This is a genomic window from Citrobacter sp. Cf125 (genome assembly GCF_030333935.1).
Classification (GTDB): domain Bacteria; phylum Pseudomonadota; class Gammaproteobacteria; order Enterobacterales; family Enterobacteriaceae; genus Citrobacter; species Citrobacter freundii.
The window spans coordinates 1-26836 of the sequence record NZ_JAOWEY010000021.1; the positions used below are offsets into that span (position 1 = coordinate 1).

At 53.8% G+C, this 26836-nt stretch carries 21 protein-coding genes and 1 pseudogene; 18 read left to right on the top strand and 4 right to left on the bottom strand.

The window, feature by feature from the left end:
- The coding region (gene tssI, locus OGV89_RS04040; protein WP_286558174.1) for a type VI secretion system tip protein TssI/VgrG at positions 1-1409 on the bottom strand (1409 nt) is incomplete at its 3' end.
- Between the two features lie 213 nt (positions 1410-1622).
- Positions 1623-2141, bottom strand: a complete 519-nt coding sequence (locus OGV89_RS04045) for an Hcp family type VI secretion system effector (RefSeq protein ID WP_003843873.1) — start codon at positions 2139-2141, stop codon at positions 1623-1625.
- A 655-nt stretch (positions 2142-2796) separates the two neighbouring features.
- On the opposite strand from OGV89_RS04045, the gene tssB reads away from it, so the two are divergent.
- The 17 genes from tssB (at position 2797) to OGV89_RS04130 (ending at position 23522) form a co-directional block, all read left to right on the top strand.
- Positions 2797-3300, top strand: a complete 504-nt coding sequence (tssB, locus tag OGV89_RS04050) for a type VI secretion system contractile sheath small subunit (RefSeq protein ID WP_003843875.1) — start codon at positions 2797-2799, stop codon at positions 3298-3300.
- 33 nt (positions 3301-3333) lie between these two features.
- Positions 3334-3570, top strand: a complete 237-nt coding sequence (locus tag OGV89_RS04055; RefSeq protein ID WP_003843877.1) for a hypothetical protein — start codon at positions 3334-3336, stop codon at positions 3568-3570.
- 47 nt (positions 3571-3617) lie between these two features.
- Positions 3618-5090, top strand: coding sequence for a type VI secretion system contractile sheath large subunit (gene tssC, locus OGV89_RS04060; protein ID WP_286558176.1), 1473 nt, complete (start codon positions 3618-3620; stop codon positions 5088-5090).
- On the top strand, positions 5087-5503 hold the full coding sequence (tssE, locus tag OGV89_RS04065; RefSeq protein WP_054528081.1) for a type VI secretion system baseplate subunit TssE: 417 nt from the start codon (positions 5087-5089) through the stop codon (positions 5501-5503). The genes tssC and tssE overlap by 4 nt, the downstream gene beginning before the upstream one ends.
- 4 nt (positions 5504-5507) lie before the next feature.
- Positions 5508-7361 carry a type VI secretion system baseplate subunit TssF gene (tssF, locus tag OGV89_RS04070; RefSeq protein ID WP_286558179.1) on the top strand — a complete coding sequence of 618 codons (1854 nt, stop codon included), beginning with the start codon at positions 5508-5510 and terminating at the stop codon, positions 7359-7361.
- Positions 7325-8407 carry a type VI secretion system baseplate subunit TssG gene (gene tssG, locus OGV89_RS04075; RefSeq protein WP_048999076.1) on the top strand — a complete coding sequence of 361 codons (1083 nt, stop codon included), beginning with the start codon at positions 7325-7327 and terminating at the stop codon, positions 8405-8407. The genes tssF and tssG overlap by 37 nt, the downstream gene beginning before the upstream one ends.
- 23 nt (positions 8408-8430) lie before the next feature.
- Positions 8431-9717: a type VI secretion system-associated FHA domain protein TagH gene (gene tagH / locus OGV89_RS04080; RefSeq protein WP_048999074.1), complete on the top strand. Its 1287-nt coding sequence runs from the start codon at positions 8431-8433 to the stop codon at positions 9715-9717.
- 26 nt (positions 9718-9743) lie between these two features.
- Entirely contained in the window at positions 9744-10247 is a 504-nt protein-coding gene (gene tssJ / locus OGV89_RS04085; protein ID WP_226791630.1) for a type VI secretion system lipoprotein TssJ, read from the top strand.
- 2 nt (positions 10248-10249) lie between these two features.
- Positions 10250-11581: a type VI secretion system baseplate subunit TssK gene (gene tssK / locus OGV89_RS04090; RefSeq protein ID WP_048999071.1), complete on the top strand. Its 1332-nt coding sequence runs from the start codon at positions 10250-10252 to the stop codon at positions 11579-11581.
- Positions 11582-11585: 4 nt separating this feature from the next.
- Positions 11586-12350, top strand: coding sequence for a type IVB secretion system protein IcmH/DotU (gene icmH / locus OGV89_RS04095; RefSeq protein ID WP_048999069.1), 765 nt, complete (start codon positions 11586-11588; stop codon positions 12348-12350).
- A gap of 8 nt (positions 12351-12358) precedes the next feature.
- Entirely contained in the window at positions 12359-15076 is a 2718-nt protein-coding gene (tssH, locus tag OGV89_RS04100) for a type VI secretion system ATPase TssH (RefSeq protein WP_048999067.1), read from the top strand.
- Positions 15073-15834: a type VI secretion system-associated protein VasI gene (gene vasI, locus OGV89_RS04105; protein ID WP_048999066.1), complete on the top strand. Its 762-nt coding sequence runs from the start codon at positions 15073-15075 to the stop codon at positions 15832-15834. Before tssH ends, vasI begins: the two co-directional genes overlap by 4 nt.
- A 4-nt stretch (positions 15835-15838) precedes the next feature.
- Positions 15839-17254 (top strand): type VI secretion system protein TssA, encoded by a 1416-nt coding sequence (tssA, locus tag OGV89_RS04110; RefSeq protein ID WP_048999064.1) that lies wholly within the window; start codon positions 15839-15841, stop codon positions 17252-17254.
- A 75-nt stretch (positions 17255-17329) separates the two neighbouring features.
- A complete protein-coding gene (gene tssM, locus OGV89_RS04115; RefSeq protein ID WP_048999061.1) occupies positions 17330-20791 on the top strand; it encodes a type VI secretion system membrane subunit TssM in 3462 nt (1153 codons plus the stop codon).
- 10 nt (positions 20792-20801) lie between these two features.
- Positions 20802-22172 (top strand): VasL domain-containing protein, encoded by a 1371-nt coding sequence (locus tag OGV89_RS04120; protein ID WP_003843885.1) that lies wholly within the window; start codon positions 20802-20804, stop codon positions 22170-22172.
- An 11-nt stretch (positions 22173-22183) separates the two neighbouring features.
- A complete protein-coding gene (locus OGV89_RS04125) occupies positions 22184-22663 on the top strand; it encodes an Hcp family type VI secretion system effector (protein WP_003843887.1) in 480 nt (159 codons plus the stop codon).
- A 19-nt stretch (positions 22664-22682) separates the two neighbouring features.
- Positions 22683-23522, top strand: coding sequence for an Ssp6 family T6SS pore-forming effector (locus tag OGV89_RS04130; RefSeq protein ID WP_003843889.1), 840 nt, complete (start codon positions 22683-22685; stop codon positions 23520-23522).
- Between the two features lie 296 nt (positions 23523-23818).
- On the opposite strand, the gene OGV89_RS04135 is transcribed toward OGV89_RS04130, so the two are convergent.
- Positions 23819-24676, bottom strand: coding sequence for a lipoprotein YafT (locus OGV89_RS04135; RefSeq protein WP_003843890.1), 858 nt, complete (start codon positions 24674-24676; stop codon positions 23819-23821).
- Positions 24677-25435: 759 nt separating this feature from the next.
- Here OGV89_RS04135 and OGV89_RS04140 point away from each other — a divergent pair.
- The gene (locus OGV89_RS04140) at positions 25436-25642 is read left to right on the top strand and encodes a hypothetical protein (protein WP_032939106.1); all 207 of its coding nucleotides are present in this window, start codon (positions 25436-25438) and stop codon (positions 25640-25642) included.
- A 23-nt stretch (positions 25643-25665) separates the two neighbouring features.
- Here OGV89_RS04140 and OGV89_RS22910 read toward each other — a convergent pair.
- Positions 25666-26574: pseudogene (locus tag OGV89_RS22910) on the bottom strand (IS3 family transposase).
- Positions 26575-26836 lie beyond the last annotated feature (262 nt).

The window sequence follows — 26836 nt, forward strand, 5'->3', positions numbered from 1 at the left end:
CGGATGGTCATCTGCGTCTTCGTTCCCGGTAGCCCCCCCGGCGGCGGGTTATCCGCATGGTACGTTCTGCCCATGATTATCGGCTGGTCCGGGTCGCCGTTCAGGAAGTCCACTATCACCTCCTGGCCCACACGTGGTATTGCCAGGTTGCCGAACCCCGGCCCCGCCCACGCCTGTACCACCCGTATCCAGCACGAACTGTCCTGGTTCGCCGGGTTGTATCTGTCCCAGTTGAACTTCACCCGTACCCGGCCATGCTCGTCACAGAAGATTTCCTCTCCCTCCGGCCCCGTCACCACCGCTGACTGCGGGCCGTCGACCGACGGTTTTGGTAATGGCTGCGGCCGCCATGTCCGGTCTGCCGGTATCACCACAAAGTGGTTTTCAATGGTTGTGCCCGCATGGCGCTGCCCCGGCACAGCCTGCGGCTGACTGCCGCGCAATTCGCTTATCACCACCTGCCACTCCCGGTTCAGGCTGCCCTGCGGGTGCCCCGTCAGCCGGATACGCCGCCCCGGCCATATCTCCGGGGAACGGCTTTTTCCCCGTGCTATTTCCGCACTGTTACGCCAGCCTTCCGTCTGCCAGCGGGCAAAATTCTTACCGTGCTCTCCCTTAAAGCGTCCCGGATAATCAAACACCTCATACTGCGTGCGCTGGTAATCCAGATTTTCCCCCTCGTACTCAAAGCGCCCCGCCCAGCCGGGGCGTTTGAAGGTGTAGTCTTTGGCTATCACGGAAGAGGGGCGTATCTGCGCGCTGTGGCGAAACTGGCTGATACAGGGGGTGCTGACTTCGGTATGCGTGTTCGGGTTCCAGGGGATGTCAAAGGCTTCCGGCAGGAAGCGGACCGTGTCGCACAGCACCAGGCTCTGGTCATCGCTTTTCACAGCATGTTCTTCGTAGAAAAAGATGCCCTCTTCCGCCGCCATCCGTGCCAGAAAATCATAATCCGTTTCGCCATACTGTACGCAGAACTCACGCACCGGATGCGGTTCGCTGAACAACGGACTCCACTCCGTCACACCGTTTTCCTGCACTATCGTGCCCAGGATGCTTTTGATGTCTTCGTTCTGGAAAATGCGGGAGTTTTTTCTCAGCCCCGCTCGCCACAACGCCGGGCGCACTTTCATTCTGTACAGCGTCTGGTGGCTGTCGTTTTCACCCTGCTCAAAAAAAGTCACCAGACCTTTAACCCGGCGCTTTATCTCCGTGCCCTGCCAGATTTTCAGGTGCACCGTTTTTTCCAGTACCTGGGCGAAGTCGATAGTGAGAAGTTGCTGGCTGACCAGCGAGATATCGAGGGAAAACAGCGTGGAGAGCGACTGGTTCAGGTGAAAAGAAACCACCGCCAGCGCATCCGGCGGCAGACCATCCACCTCCAGTGTGAAACGTAATCCTGTTGACATAAGTGCCTCCCGGATGAACAGAAAAAATAAACCACGCCGGACTGCGGCGGTGGCAGTACAGCGTTACGCTTGCGTTCAGGCACGCTACCGCCGGAGTTTCCGGCGTCCGCCATCTCCCGTAAAAACGTAACCCCTTACTGACACTGATTTTTATTTCCGGCACAACCAAAAACAGCATCCTGCCCGTAAGGGCGGGATGCTGTGAACACACATTTATGCTTCCAGCGGCGCACGCCAGTCGTCGGCACCAGAGGTGCCGGACTTGACGTGTTCCCATTCGATTTTGCGGTAGGCCAGTTTTACCGCCAGCAGTTGCGTGAACTCACGCTGCGTCGGGTCCTGGCAGTGCGGCATATGCAGATTCATATCCACAATGGTCGCGTCAGTCAGACGGGTGGTGAAGTAGTGTTCCTGCTTGCCTTCGATGCTGGTACGCCACCAATGCATTTCCACTTTCGGTAGCATTTCACCGGACGCCAGCGCGTTGTACATCAGCGGGACGGCTTTGTTCAGCGCCACGGTAAAGATGAACGGTTTGTGGGCACGCTGGCCGCTTGGCTGACCGGACTGCGGATCGGTCGGGACAGTCACATTGTGCAGGAACTCCTGCACCAGCATTTCATCTTCGTGGCCCTGCACGTAGATGTTGCCAACAGAATCTGCGGTAAAGGCACCCGCAGTAATGTTCCCCTGGGTCTGCCCCGCAATTGAGATGTAACACGGTGTAGGCATTTGTAAACTCCTTGTTGATTATCGATGACGACTTACAGGCTCCTGCCGGTTTTCTCCGACAGGCTGAAATGCGCAGAGCACGAATTAATCAGTTTGTGCAATGCCACATCTTTTTTAATAAAAAAAATTTATCTATTACAATACTGTGCAAATGTACAACCAGTCGTTATATTATACGTACAGATAGCCATGTAAAAATACCAATGTGTATTGGTACACATCCAGCACCAATTCCACTCAGGCAATAATGAATCATGAATAATATTATATTCTCTTTCTTTTATTGATTTAACAAAGCTATTAACATGTTTTTCCTTTTATTCCATCTGCAAAGATAAACACCACAAATACCTCTCCCAAAAACACATTCACCACACACATGCATTCAATATAAAAACACTTAAAAATCATCAAGTTAAACAACAAATAAAATATTCAATACTTATTAAAAACACAATTAAACATAGCGAGCAGCCCCCTGAAATTAATCAGATACGGGAAGAATACTCCTCTCTTTCATTCGAAAAAAGTGCTTTTCAAATTATTTCACCCGAGTAGAATGCTCCCCCATAGCTGTTTATAACTGAAACATATCGTCGCTTCACAGTCTGTACGGAGAGACCGGATACGTAACACAACCTGATGGATTATTTTTATGAGTAAAAATTACAGCAGCAGCGTTGCACCCAAAGAACGCATTAATATTTCTTATGTGCCAAAAACTGATGGCGAGCCTTCCGAGGTGGAATTGCCCCTTAATATGCTGATTGTGGGCGATACCGGCAACACGCAGGAAACCGCACCGCTGGATGAGCGTCAGATGGTTTCCATCGACAAACATTCCTTTAACTCTGTCATGGCCGAGGCCGCTATCAGCCTTAATTTTGCCGTCCCGGCAAAGCTGAAGGACGACGCAAAAGCGGATGAAGAGATGAATATTTCCCTGGAGATTAAATCCCTGAACGATTTTTCGCCGGACAGCGTCGCAAGGCAGGTTCCGGAGGTGAAAAAGTTGCTGGAACTGCGCGAAGCGCTGACCGCCCTGAAGGGGCCATTGGGCAATCTTCCAGCATTCCGCGCACAGATTCAGGCGCTGCTGGAAAATGAAGAAACCCGCGAACAACTGCTCCGGGAAATCAGCCAGGCGGAAGGTAAGTAGCCAGCGGTTTCGTTCAGTTAGGGGATTCATAAGATGGCCGCGTGCAAGCGCAAAGAAGAGACCGGAGTTTCCCTGTTATCTGATGAGGCCATTAAACAGGCGTTCCTCTGGTTGCCCTTTTTATCAGGTACCGCGCACGACACAAATCATGGTGCAGTGGATGCCTTAGTCACCAGACTCGATCGCCGTAATGGCTATCTGATGGACGGGATCATCCATAAGGGTGATTTCCGGCAGACGATGTCAAGCTGGCGAAAACTCCCCCGGTAACGGTAGCACTACCCGCAGAAATACCGATCAACAGAAGGATTTTCAGTATGTCTTTACACGAAGAGGAACTCGTTTCCGGTAGCAGGGCGCAGGAGTGCCATACCCCGTCATTGCTTGATGAAATCATGGCGCAGACCCGTATCCAGCCCGGCGCTGACGGTTATGACATTGCCCGCCAGGGCGTAACGGCGTTCATTGCCAGTATTCTGCAATCCAGCACACCTGCTGAACCCGTTAACAAACTGGCTGTGGACGGCATGATTGCGGATATTGATACCCGTATCAGCCGCCAGATGGATGCTATTATTCACGCCCCGGCATTCCAGCAGGTGGAATCCTTCTGGCGTTCAATGAAGACCCTTGTTGATCGCGTTGATTTCCGTGAAAATATTAAAGTTAATATCCTCCACGTCACAAAAAGCGAATTGCTCGAAGATTTTGAATTTGCCCCTGAAATTACCCAGTCCGGCTTCTACAAACACGTTTACGCCTCCGGATTCGGGCAGTTTGGCGGTGAACCCATTGCAGCCATATTAGGCGCTTATGAGTTCAAAAATACGGCACCGGACATGAAACTGCTGAACTATGTCAGTGCAGTCGGCGCGATGTCCCACGCCCCGTTCCTTTCTTCTGTATCGCCGGAGTTTATGGGACTGAATTCCTGGACCGAGCTGCCGAATATTAAAGATCTCTATGCCATCTTTGAAAGCCCGGCCTATACCAAATGGCGCGCCCTGCGTGACTCCGAAGATTCCCGTTATTTAGGACTGACTGCACCGCGTTTTCTGCTCAGACAGCCCTATTCCGCCACTGAGAATCCGGTCAAAAGCTTCAACTACACCGAAGATGTCAGTCGCGATCACGAACATTATCTCTGGGGCAATACCGCATGGATGCTGGCCAGCAATGTCGCCGACAGCTTCGCAAAATACCGCTGGGCACCCAACATCATCGGGCCGCAAAGTGGCGGGGCGGTGAAGGATCTGCCGGTACATTTATATGAGGCAATGGGGCAAATTCAGGCCAAAATTCCCACGGAGGTACTGATCACCGACCGCCGTGAATTTGAACTGGCCGAAGAGGGTTTTATCACCCTGACCATGCGTAAAAACAGCGATAATGCGGCATTTTTCTCGGCAAACTCCGTGCAAAAGCCCAAACATTTTCCTGGTAAAGATGCGGAAACCAACTACAAGCTGGGAACGCAGTTACCCTATCTGTTCATTATCAGCCGTCTCGCCCACTACATCAAAGTATTGCAGCGTGAACAGCTTGGTTCGTGGAAAGAAAGAAGCGATCTGGAGCGTGAACTGAACGTCTGGATTCGCCAGTATGTGGCAGACCAGGAAAATCCACCAGCGGATGTTCGCAGCCGTAAACCCCTGCGCGGCGCACGGGTTGAGGTGTATGAGGTGGATGGTGAACCGGGCTGGTACCGGGCAGCCATCTTCGCTCGCCCCCATTTTAAATATATGGGGGCGTCGTTTGAACTGTCTCTGGTCGGGCGGTTAGATAAGTGATACCGGAGCGCGAAAGGCCTGCCGGAACGCTGTTTGAGCGTATGGAATCCCCTCCGGTCAGAAACTGGCGGGGAGGCAGCAATATGGATGCGTTCAGGCAGTCCATTCGCCAGAGCCTGCGACATATTCTGAACACCCGCTCCGGCAGTTGCCGGGGCACCCCGGACTTGGGCATTGAAGAGCCGGAAGGGGCAGACAATTATCGCAGCGCCATGAGCCTGGCCATCGTGCAGTGCATTGAGCGCTATGAACCCCGAATTTCACACACTGAGGTCCGGGCGTTGCTTCCACAGACGACCGGCCCGCAGGATATGACCTTTCATATCACCGCCTGGGTGACATTCAACGATATCGACGACGTGCTTGAGTTTGATATGGCACCGGACGGCAGCCAGCATTACCGGGTGGTTTAACAGAATGGAATTTGAAGAACGCTATTACCGGCAGGAACTGGATTATCTGCGGCAGCTAAGTAAACTGCTGGCGACCGAAAAGCCGCATCTCGCCCGTTTTCTGTCCGAAAAAGGAGCTGACCCGGATATTGAACGCCTGCTGGAAGGCGTGGCTTTCCTGACCGGCAGCCTGCGCCAGAAAATCGAGGATGAATTCCCCGAACTGACGCACGGGTTAATCCGGATGCTGTGGCCTAACTACCTGCGTCCGGTTCCGTCGATGACGCTGATCGAATATACGCCGGACATGGATAAAACCTCTGTGCCGGTACGGATCCCCCGTAATGAGCAATTCATAACAGGTGCAGGGATTGCCGGGGGGGAGCAGGTACTCTCCATTAACGCAGGTGCAGAACCGGATGTGGCGCCTCCCTGCACGTTTACGCTCTGCCGGGATATCTGGTTACTCCCCGTCCAGGTGGGTAGCGTTGAGGATCACAGCACGCCCCGTAATGGTATTATCGACATAACGTTTACCGTCGCACCAGGCACCGATTTCGCGACCCTGGATTTGAATAAGCTGCGCTTCTGGCTGGGCAACGATGATAACTATACCCGCTACCAGCTTTATTTATGGTTCTGCGAATACCTTCAGAGCGCGGAGCTGGTTATCGGTGACCAGACCATCTGGCTTCCTGAGTTTATGCTCAAAGCCGTGGGTTTTCAGCCGCAAGATGCCATGCTGCCCTGGCCCGGCAATGTCCACAGCGGCTACCGTATCCTCCAGGAATATTTCTGCTACACCGACAGTTTCCTATTTTTCGACGCCTGCGGTATTCCGGCGCTACCCGTCGGGTTACTGGCGAACAGTTTTACCCTGCGGCTGCGTTTTTCGCGCCCTTTACCCGCAGATATCCGGTTGCGTCGCGACTCCCTGCGCTTGTATTGCGCACCCGCCATCAATCTTTTCTTTCACCACGCCGAAGTCATTTCGCTGGACAACCGGCAGGCGGATTATCCCCTGATACCCAGTCGCCATTATCCGGATCATTACGATATTTTTTCCGTCAACAGCGTGGTGAGTCAGACGCAGGATATGTTCAGGAAAAAAGATACGGGACGTCCAGTGACAACACAGGCCGCACGCCAGTGGCCTGCCTTTGAGAGTTTCAATCATCAGATGGAATACAGCCGTAAACGCGAGGTGGTGTACTGGCAGCACCGGACAAAAACTTCGCTGTTTCACCGGGGATTTGATCATGCGCTGGCCTTTATCCACGCCGACGGCAGCGCCCCGGAGGCTTCGCTGCTCGACAGTGAGGTGGTTTCCGTCTCGCTAACCTGCACTAACCGTGAGCTACCGGTACAGCTCCGGCCCGGCGATATTACCGGAACCACGGGTAAAAACGCGGCGGTGGCGTCATTTCGTAATATCACCCACCCCACACAACCGCTCTGGCCGGTTATCGATGGCAGCCTGCACTGGTCGCTGCTTTCCGCCATGAACCTGAACTATCTGTCATTGCTGGATACCGACGCCCTGAAGCAGGTGGTAGCCAACTTTGACCGGCACGCCATTCATCATCCGCAGATGGCCCGGCTGTCGCAGCAAAAGCTGGACGCCATTGAACGGCTGGAAACAAAACCGGTTGATCGCCTGTTTACCGGCCTCCCCGTGCGCGGGCTGGCTTCCACTCTATACCTGCATCCGGAGCCGTTTGCCTGCGAAGGAGAGATGTACCTGCTGGGCTCGGTGCTGTCGCATTTTCTGTCGCTGTACGCCAGCATCAATTCGTTCCACATGCTGACCATCATTAACACGGAAAGCCAGGAGACATGGAAATGGGCGGAAAGAACCGGACAGCATCCCCTCATCTGAATCCGAGCGACGGGTCGGTAAACAGCGAACAACGTGAGTTGCCGGACAGGCTCTTTCGAGATGCCTGCGCCTGTAACTTTTTTGCACTGTCGGAATTGTTACACCGGCTAGCCTCCGGGTGTGATGAAACTCCAGAATTATCGCTGGATACCGATCCAGCGCAGGAAAGCATACGCTTCCGGGCAGATGCCAGCCTGGGTTTTCCGGTCAGCGATATCAGCGCGCTGGAGCAGGACACCTCCGGATTATTCCGGATGAGCACCACCTTTATGGGGTTGCAGGGCAGCCAGTCCCCCCTTCCCGGCTATTACCTTGATCATCTCGCCTGGAAATCGGCGCATGAACAAAGCCCGGTAGGGGACTTTCTGGATATGTTCAGCCACCGCCTGACACAGTTTGTCTGGCATATCTGGCGCAAGTACCGTTACCACATCAGTTTTCGCAACGGAGGCGTGGATGCGTTCTCACAGCGGATGTATTCCCTGGTTGGCCTGGGCTCGCGGCAACTGCGCGACAGGCTGGCAATTAACCACAGCAAGATGCTGGCCTACGCCGGGATACTGGCCAATCCGGGACGCTCGCCGGAAATTGTTTGCGCGCTTGTCGCCCATTGCTTTGATCTGTCTGATGTGACGCTGCAAAACTGGCAGCGGCGGATGGTGGAGATTGAGCCGGATCAGTATAACAGCCTGGGATGCCACACCCTCAAAAACGGGGCAGAAATAGCAGGGCGATCGGTGCTGGGCCAGTTTGTACTGGGCACAAGGGTTCCCGATCTCTGTGGAAAATTTCAGTTAAGCATTAGCAACCTGAGCCGTAAGCAGTTTCTCTCGTTCCTGCCGTCAGGGGAAAACTTTCTGCCGCTGGCGATGTTTGTCGCCTTCGTCCTGCGCGATCAGCTTGCCTGGGATCTTTGTCTGGGGCTGGCCCCGGAACAGGTGAGCGCAATGCGGCTGGGTGATAACAAAAGCGCGCTACTGGGCTGGACCAGTTTTCTCGGTGATCCAGGAGAGCGTCCTTCAGTCGCTATCCGGGTCCGGGAGTAAAAATAACCATCATGGAGCAGAATATGGCGGAAGAAAAAGAGCGGCAGCAGACGCTTTCACTGCATGTTGTTAATGGCAGCGAACTGGAAAGCGGACGGGCCGCACGGTGCCTGTTTACACAGGATGGCGATGTGGGTCATGCCAGCGAATGTCGCTGGTCCGTTCAGGACAGACACCAGGATATTCCTGCGAGGGCATTCAGCATCAGTCTGCATGACGGCGCGTTCTGTCTGCATCCGCTGGCCGCGCCGCTGTGGCTGAACCAGGCCAAAGTGGCTGCGGCATCAGATCTGGTACAGTTACGCCAAGGGGATGAGATCCAGACCGGGCATCTGATACTCCGGGTTCATCTGAACCGGGGTGAAATGTGGCACTACGATGAAGAGATGGCCACGCCTGAAACCATCGTGACAAACCATGACATGCTCACGGATACCCTGTTATCCACGAACGGTACACCGGAATATCCGGGAATGCCTCAGCGTCACCAGCTTGCCGATACCGTGGTTAACGGCTTTTCCGTCGATCCGCTCCAGGCGTTACAGTCCGAAAGGCTGACCACAGGAAATGATCCGCTTGCGGGGATCGCCCCCGTCCGACCTTCCGCGCCATTGTCCGATCCGGCCGTTAGTGGCGGGATCAACACGCCATTTATGGATCTGCCGTCCATGTATGCCTCCCCGCTGGCCCCGGAAGAAGACATTTCCCCGGCTGAAATGGCGCAGCGGCATCTTGCCGTTACTCCGTTGCTGCGCGGGCTGGGTGGGTCGCTTACCGTTCATAACACAGCGGATGCCGACGATTTTCTGGAAGAGGCTGGGCGAACATTACAGGCGACGGTTAAGGGGTTGCTTGAGTTACAGCAACACCGCAACAGCCTGTCAGACAAACACCTGCGCCCGCTGGAAGACAACCCGCTGCGCCTGAATATGGATTATGCCACCGCGCTGGATGTGCTGTTTGCCGAAGGCAAAAGCCCGGTGCATCTTGCCGCGCCTGCGGCCGTCAGCGAAAGCCTGCGCAATATCCGCCATCACGAAGAGGCCAACCGCGCCGCCATTGTGGAGTCGCTACGCGTTCTGCTGGAGGCGTTCTCGCCGCAGAGCCTGATGCGCCGCTTTGTCCAGTACCGCCGCAGTCACGAACTGCGTAAGCCGCTGGATGATGCCGGGGCCTGGCAGATGTACTGCGACTACTACGATGAGCTGGCCTCCAGCCGTCAGCAGGGTTTTGAGATGCTGTTTAACGAGGTTTATGCCCAGGTCTATGACCGGGTGCTGCGTGAAAAACAGCGGGAGCCGCAGGCATGACAGGGCGTTTTTTCCGCGTCTGCGCGATGGTGATGTTTTTTACCCTCGCCCTGAGCGGTTGTGAGACTGCCAAAAAACTCGGCAAGGTGATCAGCAACCCGGATATTCAAGTGGGCGATCTGAAATCGCAGCCATCAGAAATCACCATAACCCTACTGACGGAGCCGGACGCCAACCTCAACGCAGACGGCGAAGCCGCGCCTGTGGATGTGCAACTGGTGTACCTGAGCGATGACTCGAAGTTACAGGCTACTGATTACGATCAGATTGCCACCACACCGCTACCGGACGTGCTGGGGAAAAATTATCTCGATCACCAGGATTTCAGCTTGTTGCCGGACACCATTAAAACTCTGCCGCCAGCCAAACTGGATGAGAAAACGCAGTTTGTTGGCGTGATCGCCTACTTTTCTGACGATCAGACCACCGAATGGAAGCAGATCGAGCCGGTGGAAGGCACAGGCCACAGCTACCGCCTGCTAGTGCATATCCGGCAGAGCAGTATTGAAATGAAAAAAGAGGATGACTAACGATGGCAACCACACGCAACAAAGTGATGTGGCAGGAAGGGATGCTGATGCGTCCTCATCATTTCCAGCAGCAGCAACGCTATAACGATTATCTGAATAGTCAGCGTTTCCGGGCCATGCACGATTTGTCCTGGGGATTTACGGAATTGTCCCTTAACAGTGAACTACTGGCGCAGGGCAAAATCATGATCGACAGCGCGTCAGGAATCTTGCCGGATGGCACCGTATTCTCTATCCCGGATCAGGATGCGCTGCCCGATCCGCTGCATCCGGAGAGTCTTCTGGATGAAGAAAGCCGTATTGTTTATCTGGCATTGCCCGTCGCCAGCGATGTGAGAAATGAAATCAGCGGCGGACAGCGTACCGGGCGTTACCGCCTTCATTACGCCGACGTCCGGGATTTACATACTGAAGGCGGCGACGCCCGGACGCTGACGCTGGGGCAACTGACGCCCCGCATTATGAGCGGGGCTGAAGATCTGAGCGCATATATCACACTCCCACTGTGCCGGATTTCTGATCGCCATGCAGACGGCTCCCTGACGCTGGATAAAAACTTTATTCCTTCCTGCCAGAACATTTATGCCAGTGAGCGGCTGCGCGAATTCCTCATAAAAGTTCAGGGAGATATTGTTAACCGGACCAGCGATCTGGCTGCGCGTATTGGTTCTCCGGCACAGAGCGGCATTGCGGATGTCGCTGAATTTATGATGCTGCAATTACTTAACCGCAACCAGACACGCTTTACCCATCGAGCTCACAGACCGCAGCTCCACCCGGAAGAGTTTTATCTCGATCTGGCCGGACTGCTGGGCGAGCTGATGACCTTTACAGAGTCGTCCCGCCTGCCCTGCTCGCTTGACGTCTATGATCAGCGCAATCTTACGAAAACCTTCAAAACACTGCTGCCGGAAGTAGAGCGGGCATTGCGCACAGTACTGTCGCCCAGGGCGATCAGTCTGCCTCTCCATCTGCGCGACGGGATCTGGCAGGCCGATATCCATGACGCCACGTTGCTACAGTCAGCATCCTTCGTACTGGCAGTGGCAGCAAAAATGGAAACGATGCCGCTTCAGCGCCAGTTTGTGCAGCAGTCAAAAATTTCCTCGCCGGAAAAAATCCGCAATATGGTCAGCATACAGATCCCCGGTATACCGCTACGCACGCTGGCAGTGGCCCCTCGCCAGCTCCCGTACCATAGCGGTTACAGCTATTTCGAACTGGACAGGAGCGGCACGGCCTGGACGGATGTGGTGACTGCGGGCGCGATTGCCCTGCATGTGTCCGGCACCTTCCCGGATCTGAACATGCAACTGTGGGCGATAAGAGGATAAGGCAATGGATGAGATCTCACTGTCCCTGCCTCCCCTGCCCGGATATGAAGGCGAAAGCCAGCGCCAGTACCAGCTTGCGCTTCGCGGCAACAGCCTCAACCCGATGATCGACGCCGCCACGCCGTTGCTCGGTATGGTGATGCGCGTGGCCGGGATGAACAGCAACGCCATACCGGAGCACCTGTTCGCACAGGTGGTGACGGACGTACAGGCAGTGGAGCAGTTACTCCAGGAGCAGGGCTATGAGCCGGGCGTGATTGTGTCGTTTCGCTATATCCTCTGCACCTTTATTGACGAGGCTGCGCTGGGCAACGGCTGGTCCAACAAGAACGAGTGGATCAAACAATCATTACTGGTGCATTTCCACAACGAAGCCTGGGGCGGTGAGAAGGTCTTCATCCTTTTGGAGCGTCTGATGCGCGAGCCAAAACGCTATCAGGACCTGCTGGAGTTTTTATACCTCTGCTTTTCGCTGGGATTTCGCGGGCGCTACAAAGTGGCGGTGCAGGATCAGGGCGAGTTTGAGCAGATATACCGCCGTCTGTACCACGTCCTGCATAAACTGCGCGGCGACGCCCCCTTCCAGCTCCTGCACCTGGACAGAAAAATCCAGGGCGGGCGTTACCAGCTCATCAGACGGCTGACCATTAAGCATGTGTTGCTGGGCGGCATTGTCGTGCTGGCGCTGTTTTATCTCTTTTACCTGCTGCGCCTGGACAGCCAGACGCAGGATATCCTCCACCAGTTAAACCGGCTGCTTGCCAGGTAAGGACACCCATGATCCAGATTGACTTATCCACGCTGGTAAAACGACTCAATCCGTTCGCAAAACAGGCGCTGGAGATGGCGGCATCGGAGTGTATGAGCCAGCAGGCAGCGGAAATCACCGTCAGCCATGTGCTGATTCAGATGCTGGCTATTCCGCGTAGCGACTTAAGGGTGATTACTGAACGCGCTGGCATTGAGGTGGAGGCATTACGCCAGACGCTGACGGTGGAAAATTATGCCAGTACCCGATCAGCGGACAGCTACCCGTCCTTTTCGCCGATGCTGGTTGAGTGGCTGAAAGAATCCTGGCTGCTGGCCTCCGCCGAAATGCAGCAAAACGAGTTGCGCGGAGGAGTGTTATTGCTCGCCCTGCTGCACTCACCGTTGCGTTATGTGCTGCCCGCCACTGCACAGCTTCTGACCACCATTAACCGCGACCAGCTACAGCAGGATTTTGCCGGATGGACGAAGGAATCTGCCGAATCCGTGGTGCTCACAGAGGGGCAGTCCGGCCAGCACGCCGCTATTGCCGGAGAGGAAACCCTGCTGGGCCGTTACGCGAAAAATATGACCGAAGATGCCCGTAACGGCAGGCTCGATCCGGTACTCTGCCGTGATAACGAAATCGACCTGATGATTGATATTCTCTGCCGTCGCCGTAAAAACAATCCGGTGGTGGTGGGGGAGGCAGGCGTCGGGAAAAGCGCCTTAATTGAAGGGCTGGCGCTGCGCATCATTGCAGGACAGGTGCCGGATAAGCTGCGCGATACTGAGATTATGACCCTGGACTTAGGGGCGTTGCAGGCGGGGGCGTCGGTCAAGGGCGAGTTTGAAAAACGCTTCAAGGGGCTGATGGCGGAAGTCATTCAGTCACCGAAGCCGGTTATCCTGTTTATCGACGAAGCCCACACGCTGATTGGCGCGGGCAACCAGCAGGGCGGGCTGGATATCTCCAACCTGCTTAAACCAGCGCTGGCGCGTGGCGAGCTGAAAACCATCGCCGCCACCACCTGGAGCGAGTACAAAAAATATTTCGAAAAAGACGCCGCCCTGTCGCGCCGCTTCCAGTTGGTGAAAGTGAGCGAACCGAATGCCGCTGAAGCCACCATTATCCTGCGCGGTCTGTCGGCGGTGTATGAGCAGTCCCACAGCGTGCTGATTGACGACGACGCCTTACAGGCAGCGTCTACGCTCAGCGAACGCTACCTTTCCGGGCGTCAGTTGCCGGACAAGGCCATCGACGTACTGGACACGGCCTGCGCCCGCGTGGCGATTAACCTCTCCTCGCCGCCAAAACAGATTTCAGCGTTAACCACGCAGTGCCGCCAGTGCGAAGCGGAAATTCGCCAGCTTGAGCGCGAGATCCGCATCGGCCTACGGTCGGATACCACGCGGCTGGATGACGTTCACGCGCAGTATGAAGCCGCGCAGACGGAGCTTCAGGCGCTGGATGCCGCATGGCGTCAGCAGCAGGCACTGGTGCAGGAGATTATTGCGCTGCGTAAGGGGCTGCTGGAAGAAGCTGGCGCTGCCGACAACGGAGAAATTGCGGATGCAACTGACAGTGATGGTCTGACGGCAAATGAATCCGTGACAGAGCAGCCGGAAACCGAAATCACTCTGGCTGAACGCCTGGCGCAACTGACCACTGAACTCGACGCCCTACATAACACGCAACTGCTGGTTTCCCCGCACGTCGATAAAAAACAGATTGCCGCCGTCATCGCCGAATGGACCGGCGTGCCGCTTAACCGCCTGTCGCAGAATGAAATGTCGGTCATCACCGACCTGCCACAGTGGATCGGCGATACCATCAAGGGCCAGGATTTAGCTATTAAGCATCTGCATAAACACCTGCTGACGGCGCGCGCCGACCTGCGCCGTCCGGGCCGTCCGCTGGGGGCATTCCTGCTGGCCGGCCCCAGTGGTGTGGGCAAAACCGAAACCGTGCTGCAACTGGCAGAACTGCTTTACGGCGGACGCCAGTACCTCACCACCATCAATATGTCAGAGTTCCAGGAGAAGCATACCGTTTCACGGCTGATTGGTTCGCCTCCGGGCTATGTCGGCTACGGTGAGGGCGGCGTGCTGACCGAAGCGATCCGCCAGAAACCGTATTCCGTTGTTTTGCTGGATGAAGTGGAGAAAGCCCACCCGGACGTACTCAACCTGTTCTATCAGGCGTTTGATAAAGGCGAGATGGCAGACGGCGAAGGGCGCGTGATTGACTGTAAAAATATCGTCTTTTTCCTCACCTCCAACCTGGGTTATCAGGTGATTGTTGAATATGCCGACAATCCGGACGAGATGCACGACGCGCTGTATCCAGTGCTGGCTGACTTCTTCAAACCGGCGCTGCTGGCGCGGATAGAAGTTGTGCCCTATCTGCCACTGTCGCGCGACACGCTCGCCACCATCATAGCCGGAAAACTGGCGCGCCTCGATAACGTGCTGCGTACCCGCTTTAACGCGGAGGTGGTGATTGCACCAGTTGTCACCGACGAAATCATGCAGCGGGTCACCCGCGCCGAAAACGGCGCACGCATGCTGGAGTCGGTGATTGACGGCGAAATGCTCCCGCCGCTCTCCCTGCTGCTGCTACAGAAAATGGCCGCGAATGCGGTGATTACGCGGATAAGCCTCGGCGTGACGGACGGGGCGTTTACCGCCGATATCGAAGAAGATATGTCCGCCAGCAATAACGTACCGGAGGATACCGCCCTGTGAGTCACGCGCACGTTTTCCGGTATATCGCGCTGTTGGCTGCACTGGTCGCCAGCGCCGCACAGGCCACTGCGCAACCGGAACAGGCTGTTCCCGGTATCGCCCTGACCCTCGTTGCGGCGACGGCAGCGGACATGCAGGCCGTTACCGCTACGGATGCGCAGGCCACGGTAAGCGCCATGAACGCCTGCCGCACGGAGCCTGCGGCGCTGGAGCGTCTTGATTGCTATGACCGTATTCTTGCGCCGGAGCAGTCGGAAGGGTTTACCCATGCGCTGGCGAAAGCCCGCTATGAAGGCGAAGCCTGGAAACGGGCTTTCACCCAGGAAAAGCAGCGCACGGACAGTTCCACCGCGCTGATGATGACCGAAAGCCCAGGCGAACGCCCGACGGTGATTATCACCACCCCGGCAATTGGCCACGTGCCGCCGCGTCCAGTGCTGATGTTCAGTTGCGTGGATAACATCACCCGGATGCAGGTGGCTCTGACGCATCCCCGGACGGAAAATGATCTCGATGTGGTACTGAAAGCCGACGATCGGCAGTTCCATTCACACTGGTTTATCCGCGAGAACGGCTACCTGCTGGAAGCCAGCCGGGGCCTGTCCGGCATTGACGAAATTAAACAACTGTTTGGCGCCAGGACGCTGACAATTGACACCGGCTCCGACAGCGCCGCCGGAAAACTGACCTTTAACATTGACGGGCTGGTGAAAACCATCGCCCCGCTGCGCGATGCCTGTCACTGGGCGGGAGAATAACACTATGGATTTGCGTAACCCCGACGTGTGGATATCGCACCTGCTGGAAAACCTGCCGGAAGCAAAACTGGCCTGCGCGCTGAAAGAGGATAACCCCGCATGGGAGTATATCGACGGTGCCATGCTTAAACTCGGCTCACTTGCCCACGACCAGCTTGATATCCCGGAAATCCAGCGCCGTGGGCTTGAACTTCTGGCCTCAGAAAGCAAGGATTTTCGCCTGCTGGCACACCTGTTGCGTACCCTGCAACATGCGGGCAACCCGTTGCTGGCACTACGCCTGCTGGCGCTGTACGTGGAGCACTACTGGGTGGTGGCCGCGCCACAAAACCCGGCACATAAACAACGTTTCGCCGCCCAGGTGCTGAAACGCTTTGAGTCCGGCGCGGACAGTTTTGCTGAAGGTGCAGATACCTTACAGCGCGACAGCCTGCTGGCGGAACTGGCCAGACTGGCGCAGTGCTGGCAGGAGCACAATATTCCGGCGCTGGCGCAGGCGGTGGATGACCTCTCCTCCCTGTACCGCCGGGCATATCGCGGGACACAAGCCGTGCAACCTGTCGCGCCTGCTTCATCTAGCCGTTCGTCTCCGGCTGACGCCGCGCCGGTATCGTCGCCTGCGGCTGTACCCGTAAATCCGGCCCCGACCATCGATATTGACGGCCACGATGATAAAGCCTGGCGCGACACGCTGCTGAAAGTGGCCGCCATTCTCTGTGAACGTTCACCTGGCTCGCCGCAGGGCTACCGGCTGCGCCGCCATGCGTTGTGGCACAACATTACCAGCGTACCCCAGGCCGAAAGCGATGGACGCACGCCGCTGGCGGCAGTCTCTGCTGATATGGCGGCGGACTACCAGGCGCGGCTTGCCAGCGCCGATATGGCGCTCTGGCAGCAGGTGGAAAAAAGCCTGCTGCTGGCCCCGTACTGGCTGGACGGTCATTATCTGTCGGCGCAGACCGCGCAACGCCTGGGGTATACCGATGCAGCGGAGGCTATCCGCGATGAAGTCACCCGTTTCCTGGCGCGGCTCCCCCGGCTTGCCACTCTGCTGTTTAACGACCTGACGCCGTATATCAGCGAACCGACAAAACAGTGGCTAGTGGCCGCTCAGGACAGCCACAACCAGGCCACGTCTGTGACGCAGACCAGCGAGGAGCACCTGGCCGCCCGAGAGTGTTTTACCGGGCTGGGGCTGGAAGCCGCGCTGCACTATCTGGAAGCCTTGCCGGAAGGTTCTCCCCGCGACCAGTTTCACCGCCAGTATTTCGGCGCGCAACTGATGGAAGAGGCCGGAATGGAAAAACTGGCGCAACAGCAGTACCGGATGTTGTTCAGGCTTGGGTTACAGATGAGGCTGGCCGACTGGGAACCCTCCCTGCTGGAACAGCTCGAAAGCAAATTCACGGCAGAACAGTAAGAGATAACAGGAGCTTTTGTGAGATTACCGACACCCCGACTTTTCAGCGGGCTGCGATCCGCCCTCAGACCGGCAATGCCCCGGTTTAAGGTTTCCGCCCTCTGGCTGCTGGTGCTGGCGTGGATTTTTCTGCTGGTGTGGATCTGGTGGAAAGGCCCGGCGTGGACGCTCTACGACGAGTACTGGCTGAAACCGCTGGCGAACCGCTGGCTGGCAACCGCTGCCTGGGGGCTGATTGCCCTGGCCTGGCTCACCGTCAGGGTGATGAAACGTTTACAACAGCTTGAGCGGCAGCAGAAACAGCAGCGCGAAGAGACGCTTGATCCACTCAGTATCGAACTGAACGCCCAGCAGCGCTACCTCGACCGCTGGCTGCTGCGCCTGCAACGCCATCTCGACAGCCGCCGTTACCTGTGGCAGTTGCCATGGTATATGGTTATCGGCCCTGCCGGGAGCGGCAAAACCGCGCTGCTGTGTGAAGGATTCCCGTCCGACATTATTTATACCCCAGAAGCGGTGCGGGGAGTGGAACGGCGCCTGTATATCACGCCGCACGTCGGTAAACAGGCCGTTATATTCGATGCGGACGGCATCCTCTGCGAACAGCCGGATGCGGACGTGCTGCACCGCCGCCTTTGGGAGCACTGGCTAGGCTGGCTGGTACAAAAACGCGCCCGCCAGCCGCTCAATGGCCTGATCCTGACGCTGGATCTGCCTGATCTGCTGACCGCCGACAAGCGCCGCCGCGAACACTTAGTACAAATCCTGCGCAGCCGGTTACAGGATATCCGCCAGCATCTTCACTGCCAGCTACCGGTTTATGTAGTGCTGACCCGGCTGGATTTACTGCACGGTTTTGCTGCCCTGTTCCGGTCACTGGACAGGCGCGATCGTGATGCCATCCTCGGTGTAACCTTCACCCGCCGCGCCCATGAAAATGACGACTGGCGTACAGAACTGAATGCTTTCTGGCAGACCTGGGGAGAACAGCTCAATAATGCCCTGCCGGCGCTAATGCTACCCCCCGGGTCCCGTAGTTCCCTGTTCAGTTTTGTCCGCCAGATGCAGGGCTGTCGTGAACCGCTGACGTCCCTGTTGGACGGACTGCTGGACGGAGAGAACATGGACGTCATGCTGCGCGGTGTGTACCTCACATCTTCCCTGCAACGCGGGCAGATGGATGACATTTTTATGCAGTCTGCCGCCCGCCAGTTCCGGCTGGGCAGCAGCCCGATGGCCGCCTGGCCGCTGGTAGATACCGCTCCGTATTTCACCCGTAATTTATTTGTGCAGAGCTTACTGGCTGAACCTAACCTGGCCAGCGAAAGCCGAATCTGGCTGATGCAATCACACCGCAGGTTGTCAGTTTTCTTCGCTACGGGCGGCATCGCCGCCCTGCTGCTGATTGCAGGCTGGCATCATTATTACAACAGCAACTGGCAGTCCGGCGTCACCGTACTGAAACAGGCCAAAGCTTTTATGGACGTACCGCCGCCGCAGGGTATGGATGACTACGGCAACCTGCAACTGCCGTTACTAAACCCGGTGCGTGACGCCACCCTGGCCTACGGCGACTGGGGCGATCGCAGCCGTTTTGCCGATCTCGGTCTGTATCAGGGCAGAAACATCGGCCCCTATGTGGAGCAGACCTACCTGCAACTGCTGGCGCAGCGCTACCTGCCCTCCCTCTTTAACGGCCTGGTTAAGGAGATGAACGCCGCGCCGCCGGAAAGCGAAGAAAAACTCGCGGTGTTGCGCGTGATTAGAATGCTGGAGGACAAAAGCGGACGTAACAATGAAGTCGTGAAGCAGTATATGGCAAAACGCTGGAGCAACAAGTTCCACGGACAGCGGGATATTCAGGCACAACTGATGGCGCATCTGGACTACGCGCTGAATCACATTGACTGGCACGCAGAGCGTCAGGCGGGCGATAATGATGCTATCAGCCGCTGGACGCCGTATGACAAACCCGTCACTGATGCCCAGCATGAACTCAGCAAACTACCGGTTTACCAGCGCGTGTACCAGAGCCTGAAAACGCGGGCGCTGGGTGTCCTGCCTGCCGACCTGAATCTGCGCGACCAGGTCGGTACGACCTTCGACCAGGTGTTTACCTCCGCCGATGACAATAAACTCATTGTTCCACAGTTCCTCACCCGCTACGGCCTGCAAAATTATTTTGTCAAGCAGCGCGATGAACTGGTCGAACTGACCGCGCTGGACTCCTGGGTACTGAACCTCACCCACACCGTGCATTACAGCGACGCCGACCGGGCAGAAATCCAGCGCCAGTTGACCGAACAGTATCTCAGCGACTACACCGCCACCTGGCGCGCCGGAATGGATAACCTCAACGTGCGCGACTATGAGTCCATTGCACAACTGACCGGCGCGCTGGAGCAAATCATCAGCGGCGACCAGCCGCTTCAGCGCGCGCTGACGGCATTGCGCGACAACACCCGACCTGCCGTACTCTCCGAAAAGCTGGATGACAAAGCGCTCGGGGAAGCGATGGACGAGCCGGATTATCGGCTGCTGACGCGGCTGGGGCATGAGTTCGCCCCGGAAAACAGCGCGCTGACGGTGGCAAAGGATAAAGAAAGCACCCTGCAGGCGGTTTACCAGCAACTGACCGAACTGCACCGTTACCTGCTGGCGATACAGAACGCGCCGGTGCCGGGGAAATCCGCGCTGAAAGCTGTGCAGTTGCGGCTCGACCAGAACAGCAGCGACCCGATTTTTACCACCCGGCAGATGGCGAAAACCCTGCCCGCGACGCTTAACCGCTGGGTGGGCAAACTGGCAGACCAGGCCTGGCATGTGGTGATGGTGGAAGCCGTTCACTACATGGAAGTGGACTGGCGCGACAACGTGGTGAAACCGTTCAACGAACAACTGGCGAATAACTATCCGTTCAACCCGCGCGCGTCACAGGATGCGTCGCTGGATGTGTTTGAACGCTTCTTCAAACCGGACGGCGTGCTGGATACGTTCTACCAGCAGAACCTAAAACTGTTTATGGAGAATGACCTGAGCCTGGAGGACGGAGACAACAGCGTGATTATCCGCGAGGATATTCGTGATCAACTGGATACCGCGCAGGAAATTCGCGAGGCATTTTTCAGCAGACAAAATGGCCTGGGCGCACAGTTTGCCGTAGAAACCGTGTCGCTTTCCGGTAATAAACGGCGCAGCGTGCTGAACCTGGACGGCCAGCTTGTGGACTACAGCCACGGACGCAGCTACACCGCCCATCTGGTATGGCCAAACAACATGCGTGAAGGCAACGAAAGCAAACTGACGCTTATCGGTACCAGTGGCAGTGCGCCGCGCAGCATCAGCTTCAGCGGGCCGTGGGCACAGTTCCGGTTGTTTGGCGCAGGACAGTTAACTGGCGTACAGGACGGCACCTTCTGCGTGCGCTTTAATGTGGACGGCGGCGCAATGGTCTACCGGGTACATACCGATACCGAAGACAACCCGTTTACCGGCGGGTTGTTCAGCCAGTTCCGGTTGCCGGATACGTTGTACTGAGGAGGCAGAGATGAGTCACGATGCACTTACGCAGACCATTGTTACCGGCAGCGACCCGCGCGGCCTGCCGGAGTTCAGCGCCCTGCGGGAGGAGATCAACAAGGCCAGCCATCCGTCGCAGCCGGAGCTTAACTGGAAACTGGTGGAGTCGCTGGCGCTGACCGTCTTCAGGGCCAACGGCGTGGATTTACATACCGCGACGTACTACACCCTGGCGCGTACCCGCACACAGGGGCTGACCGGGTTCTGCGAAGGAGCCGAATTACTGGCTGCGATGGTAAGCCATGACTGGGATAAATTCTGGCCGCAGGATAATCATGCCCGTACCGGGATGCTGGACTGGTTCAATACCCGTACCGGCAATATTCTGCGCCAGCAAATGTCCTTCTCGGATGCCGACCTGCCGGTGCTGTACCGCACGGAACGGGTGTTACAGCTTATCTGCGACAAGCTCCAGCAGGTGGAGCTAAAGCAGAAGCCGCATGTGGAAAATTTGCTTTATTTTGTGCAGAACACACGCAAACGCTTTGAACCACAGCCAAAACGTCAGGCGGGTGAGCAATCGCAGACAACGGTACGAACTCTGGTCTATGCCCCGGAAGGCGCTCCGGCAGCGGCGGAAGTCACCCCTCCCCTGCCTGACCTTCCTGACATCAGGGTGGAAGTTCACCAGGACAGCACGAACGATGCGGAGCCGACCGTCAGAGCCACACCCGGTTATAGCGTCAGGAGCTTTATGGCGGGTGTTGTCTGTATGGCGGCTATCACTGCCGTACTGTGGTGGTGGCAGGTATACCCAATGCAGCAGCAACTGGCGCAGGTCAGGGATACCGCACAGGGTGCCGCCACCGTCTGGCTGACCACCCCGGACCTGGACAGCTACGGGCAACGGCTGCAACAGATTTCAGATGCGTCTCCACTACAGCCGCTGGAGACCGGTACGCTGATGACGCGCACGGCGGACAGCCGCTGGCCGGAGAGCCTGCAACAGCAGCAGGCAACCGCGCAGTGGAACACCGTCCTGAAAACCCACGCGCAGAGCAGCCCGCAAATGAAAGGATGGCAGCAGGCGCGCCAGAATCTGCGGGAATTTGCTGACCTGATGATGCAACGCGAGACCGAACAAAAGGGCTTCACGCTGTCCTATATCAAAACGGTGACCTGGCAGGCCGAGCGGTTGCTGAATCAGGAAACGCCACTGGAATATTTGTTGACGCAATACCAGGATGCTCGCGCCCGGAAACAAAATACAGATGCACTGGAAAAAGAGATTAATGAACGACTGGATGGCGTATTAAGCCGCTGGCTGTTGCTGAAGAACAATACACTGCCAGAGACGGCTACTGACACAACACCGGAAAATAACACCGTACAAAATTAAAGGGGATTAACATGGCAAATCTTGTTTATTTAACATTGAACGGAGAAAAACAGGGGCTGATCTCATCAGGCTGCTCTTCATTGGCTTCCATCGGTAATAAAGCACAAATTACACACATAGATCAGATTATGGTATTGGCACTGGATCACGGTGTTACCCGTGATCAAAACGTTAATCATCTTGCTCTGTCCATCAGGAAACCTGTCGATAAATCGACTCCTTTACTGAACAGTGCCATTACTGAAAACGAAATTCTGACCTGTGACTTTGAGTTTTACCGTACAAACCGATTTGGTATCAATGAGCTGTATTATAAGATGAAACTGATCAAAGCTCGTATTTCAGGTATTCACTTGACGGTCCCGCATACTATTACTGACAGTCGCGGACAACCGGAAGAGATCATCTCGTTTATTTATGAAACATTTACTCAGGAGCATTGTGTTGCAGGAACCAGCGCACTCAGTGTCTGGGACATGCGTATCTTTTGAAAAAGGAAAGAGTTAAAATATGACCACTCTCAGGAACCATGAAAATGAAATAAATTCAGTCGAAGATTCCGTACTGACAAACAGTGATACATGCTCCACGCCGGGAATGACAGAATCATTAATACTACAAAACATGGGCAATAGCATGATGCCCGGCTATTATATTTATTGCGCAAGCGAATATGATGACATTGTACGTCGAATTATAAGAATACTGATATCTCCTAATACCGCTATAGGTTTTCTGGAAGGTATAAAATCTGTTCCAGTTGATTTATTTTATCTTGGTAGAGCGTACCTGGACACGGAGAACCGATACAGAAATGAAAACGAACATTACCGGCTTGCATTGTTAATAAAAAGAGGTTTATCTGATGAAGATTTAATTAGCAATCTAATTCATTTAATATTTGAAGAATTACTCATACACACACCTGAAAACACACAAAACAAAATATTCAGCCGGATCGGAGGGACTATGCTTGGCCGGATGGCAACCAATTCTCTCGTGTCAAGAAGGATTGCCAATATTGTTATGAAAAATATTATTAATGCAGCATCATCAGTACACTCAAGGTCTATTTTAGCAAAAAAAACATCTCTCACTGGTATAATAATAGGTAACATTTTATTAATAGGTGGAATGGCTGAAAGGGCTGCTTATACCGCGCAGGCATTGAAAGAAGATTGCCCTGAAATTTATAATAAGCTAAGACCTAAAGACTTAGATTTACTGTACTTCTTTGTGGAGTCTCTGATGGAACCAGTTGTAGATGCAATCAACATAAGAAGGACCGATGGTCAGGCTGCTTTTGAGAGAATCATGGAGATGGTTGCGGATGAACTCAAAAAAAAGTAACAGATTTAAAAAAATTATTAACTCCATCATCCTGGACTGCTTTGCACTCATTTATGGATTTGTTTTTTGGTTATGTCTTTACTGGTTTCTACGTTTTGATACATGGGTTGATCGCATTATTTATATCTCAATAACAATATTAATAACAAAATATCTAACAGTGCCTTTAACAAAATTATTAATTTCATTTACCCGTTCAAATGATGAATGAATTTCGACATAGCGGAAAATTGTGCTGGTTATCACAAATATTTATCCGTGACTATCAGCACAAGGCCGGAAGTTAAACAGTAGCACTATGATTTACTGTACCTGTTTACCAGATCGCTGACCACCATCTGGCAGGTTCTTTGTTCCAGACTGACAATTTGCTGCTCCGTAACATCTGTTTTCTCACTGGTTTTTACATCCATGTTTGCTTTTGCATCCGTTTTTACGATCAACGGAACGGCCATTGATTCGATATTGGCAGGAGAGTATGTCGCCCATTCTCCGGTAGCGACATCCACCAACGCAAACCGGATCAAATAGCGCAGTGATGATCCTGACAGTTTTTCACCGGCATATTTTTTCCAGACCATCTCTTTTGTCACAGAATTATATTTCCCCGTTTCCAGTTCATCCCAGTAAACCACAATGGCTTTCTGTCTGCCCTTTGCCGCAATATATCTCATCGCCTGCATATAGTTGGCATTGATAACACTGTTCCGGTTTGTTGTAAAATCGTCAGTTGTGGTTGGATCAGACTGTGTTTCCTTTACCGATGTAACTGGCTGAACAGGGCGTTTCTTCTTCGTCACCGGAATACCGGAGAATGTGGATACCTGATAGTAGCGCTGCATTTCCTTTTGCATCATCTCATCAGGCGCACGCGAGCCTGACTTTACCAGAACAACGGCAGAATTCAGGGGGATGTCAAACTGTCCCTTCGCTTCTTCAACCGCATTCTGAATATCTTCCTCGGTGATCTCCAGCGTCAGCTCATTACCAAAAACGTCCTGATCGGTGAGTTGCGATGTGGAAGATATTTGCTCCTGGTGAGATGCACCTGTTTTGGTTTTCCGGGCATCAATGGAGGATGTTTTTGCACACCCGGTTAACAGAAAGGAGCCTGAAATGAAAAGCAACAATAATAATCCTGGTCTGGTATTCATGCATAACATCCTCATTAACGTATCAGTTTCATTTAGTCCAGAAAGCAGGTGTTTATTATACCGCTATTTACGGACGGCATAGCAAAAATAATTCATCCACAGAACAGATAAATAATCGCAAGAATCATTCGCAACATGAATAAAAATTAACGCCCAGGCATCCGAAAAGTAACAATAAATAATTGCTTAAATATAATTTTAAAGTACATAAAAATAAAATCATTAGCTATTACGGCAACCAAGAATATAACTATAGAACCCTGTTATTTATTATTGCAATAACAGTAACAAAATAAATCAATATTAATAACTCTGTCACAAACAATGCGAAAACAATCGCCACTCGTAAACTAAATGGCGAAACACTGAAAATACTAATATGTAATAATCACATTAAGAAATAAAGCAAAGCCACTTGTCATTAAAAATTACAGCCATCACCTGTTGATATATCCCCCCCCGGTTAATGGAGAATGTAATTATATATTCCATCCTTCGTAACACCAGAAATTCATCAATACCAGTCTGGGTTACAATAAATGAAGCGGTTGATATTATCAATAACCGCACTAAAAGCACCGTTAAATTTAGTCATCTCTACCATTTTGCCCTTTACGGATATATCACACTATAAGTCTATTTCCAGTATCCTGTCATACGCCGGCAAGTCAGTGTGACAAAAGATAATATTATTCAGACAACAAAATTGATACCAATAATATGGTTTCCCGGATTTATTATCTGAGCAGCAACTGTATTATGAGCAATGATAACCTGATTGTAAAAACAGAAGGTAATTATGTTCCCGCACCGCATTTTATTATGTGGCATATCGTTGCGGGGATTGAAATATGTCGCGGTCCAAAATTTCTGGCGCGGGAGCTTAAACTTCCACCACCACTTACCGGACAGTACGATATCCATTACGGTGTACTGGTTCAGGATGACAATAATATACTGTATTAGGTTTTTGAATCGTCACAGATAATCTAGACACTTCCGGGCCGTTGATAATATTGTTTTTCATATTCCGTCGGTGGCATCTGATCACTCGAACCATGCCGACGCTTACTGTTATAAAACATTTCGATGTAATCAAAAATATCGCTGCGTGCTTCTTCTCGTGTTCCGTAGATCTTTTTCTTTATCCGTTCACGCTTCAGTAGCTGGAAAAAGCTTTCTGCAACTGCGTTGTCGTGACAGTTACCACGATGGCTCATACTGCCCTCCAGACCGTGTGATTTCAGGAACGACTGCCACTCATGGCTTGTGTACTGACTACCTTGGTCAGAATGAACCAGCACCTGTTTTTGGGGATTACGTCGCCACACGGCCATCAAAAGTGCATTCAGAACAATATCTTTTGTCATCCGGGGTTGCATTGACCATGCCGATAACTTTGTGCGAGAACAGGTCAACAACTATGGCCAGATACAGCCAGCCTTCGTGGGTTCGGATGTAAGTTATGTCCGTTACCCAACGTTCATCCGGAGCTTCCGGGTTGAACTGTCGCTGGAGCCTGTTGGGTGTCACGATACTGACTTCACCTTTACGCGCTCGTGGGCTTCGATATCCGACCTGAGCCTTTATCCCGGCACGCTTCATCAGCCTCCAGACCCGGTTAATCCCACATTGTTGCCCGCTATCTCGCAGGTCGAGATGGATTTTGCGATAGCCATAAACGCAACCGGACTCCAGCCAGAACTGTTTGATTTGTCCTGTCAGTCTGGCTGCTCTCTGTTGGTGGAAGAGTCCGGCCCGTATTTCTTTATCCAGGCATAAAGACTGTGGGTAGTGATATCGAGACGTGTTGCGACACTGGAAACAGAATAGCCACGATCAACAACCTGTTTGATTGCTTCAATTTTAAACTCTTCAGGATAACGCTTACTGCTCATGTCCACCTCCCTTTAAGCCATTTTAAATGACTCCGAGGTGTCTGTTAAACCTGTGGCGATTCACTTATTATCTTTTGCTTCCCCGGAATGCCGGAGGAAAACATAAGACGAAAAAAAACCGCAAGTCTTTGTATGACTTGCGGTTTCTCAACTTATAAGGACGTATAAAATCATCCTTAAACAATAAGTGGCGGAACGGACGGGACTCGAACCCGCGACCCCCTGCGTGACAGGCAGGTATTCTAACCAACTGAACTACCGC

What these genes read in the sequence shown, in the direction of transcription:
- tssH (WP_048999067.1), top strand. Translation starts at nt 12,359, where the DNA reads ATGATCCAGATTGACTTATCCACGCTGGTAAAACGACTCAATCCGTTC.
- tssM (WP_048999061.1), top strand. Translation starts at nt 17,330, where the DNA reads ATGCCCCGGTTTAAGGTTTCCGCCCTCTGGCTGCTGGTGCTGGCGTGG.
- tagH (WP_048999074.1), top strand. Translation starts at nt 8,431, where the DNA reads ATGGCGGAAGAAAAAGAGCGGCAGCAGACGCTTTCACTGCATGTTGTT.
- tssF (WP_286558179.1), top strand. Translation starts at nt 5,508, where the DNA reads ATGGAATTTGAAGAACGCTATTACCGGCAGGAACTGGATTATCTGCGG.
- tssC (WP_286558176.1), top strand. Translation starts at nt 3,618, where the DNA reads ATGTCTTTACACGAAGAGGAACTCGTTTCCGGTAGCAGGGCGCAGGAG.
- tssK (WP_048999071.1), top strand. Translation starts at nt 10,250, where the DNA reads ATGGCAACCACACGCAACAAAGTGATGTGGCAGGAAGGGATGCTGATG.
- OGV89_RS04135 (WP_003843890.1), bottom strand. Translation starts at nt 24,676, where the DNA reads ATGAATACCAGACCAGGATTATTATTGTTGCTTTTCATTTCAGGCTCC.
- OGV89_RS04140 (WP_032939106.1), top strand. Translation starts at nt 25,436, where the DNA reads ATGAGCAATGATAACCTGATTGTAAAAACAGAAGGTAATTATGTTCCC.
- OGV89_RS04125 (WP_003843887.1), top strand. Translation starts at nt 22,184, where the DNA reads ATGGCAAATCTTGTTTATTTAACATTGAACGGAGAAAAACAGGGGCTG.
- tssB (WP_003843875.1), top strand. Translation starts at nt 2,797, where the DNA reads ATGAGTAAAAATTACAGCAGCAGCGTTGCACCCAAAGAACGCATTAAT.
- OGV89_RS04045 (WP_003843873.1), bottom strand. Translation starts at nt 2,141, where the DNA reads ATGCCTACACCGTGTTACATCTCAATTGCGGGGCAGACCCAGGGGAAC.
- OGV89_RS04055 (WP_003843877.1), top strand. Translation starts at nt 3,334, where the DNA reads ATGGCCGCGTGCAAGCGCAAAGAAGAGACCGGAGTTTCCCTGTTATCT.
- OGV89_RS04120 (WP_003843885.1), top strand. Translation starts at nt 20,802, where the DNA reads ATGAGTCACGATGCACTTACGCAGACCATTGTTACCGGCAGCGACCCG.
- icmH (WP_048999069.1), top strand. Translation starts at nt 11,586, where the DNA reads ATGGATGAGATCTCACTGTCCCTGCCTCCCCTGCCCGGATATGAAGGC.
- tssA (WP_048999064.1), top strand. Translation starts at nt 15,839, where the DNA reads ATGGATTTGCGTAACCCCGACGTGTGGATATCGCACCTGCTGGAAAAC.
- OGV89_RS04130 (WP_003843889.1), top strand. Translation starts at nt 22,683, where the DNA reads ATGACCACTCTCAGGAACCATGAAAATGAAATAAATTCAGTCGAAGAT.
- tssG (WP_048999076.1), top strand. Translation starts at nt 7,325, where the DNA reads ATGGGCGGAAAGAACCGGACAGCATCCCCTCATCTGAATCCGAGCGAC.
- tssJ (WP_226791630.1), top strand. Translation starts at nt 9,744, where the DNA reads ATGGTGATGTTTTTTACCCTCGCCCTGAGCGGTTGTGAGACTGCCAAA.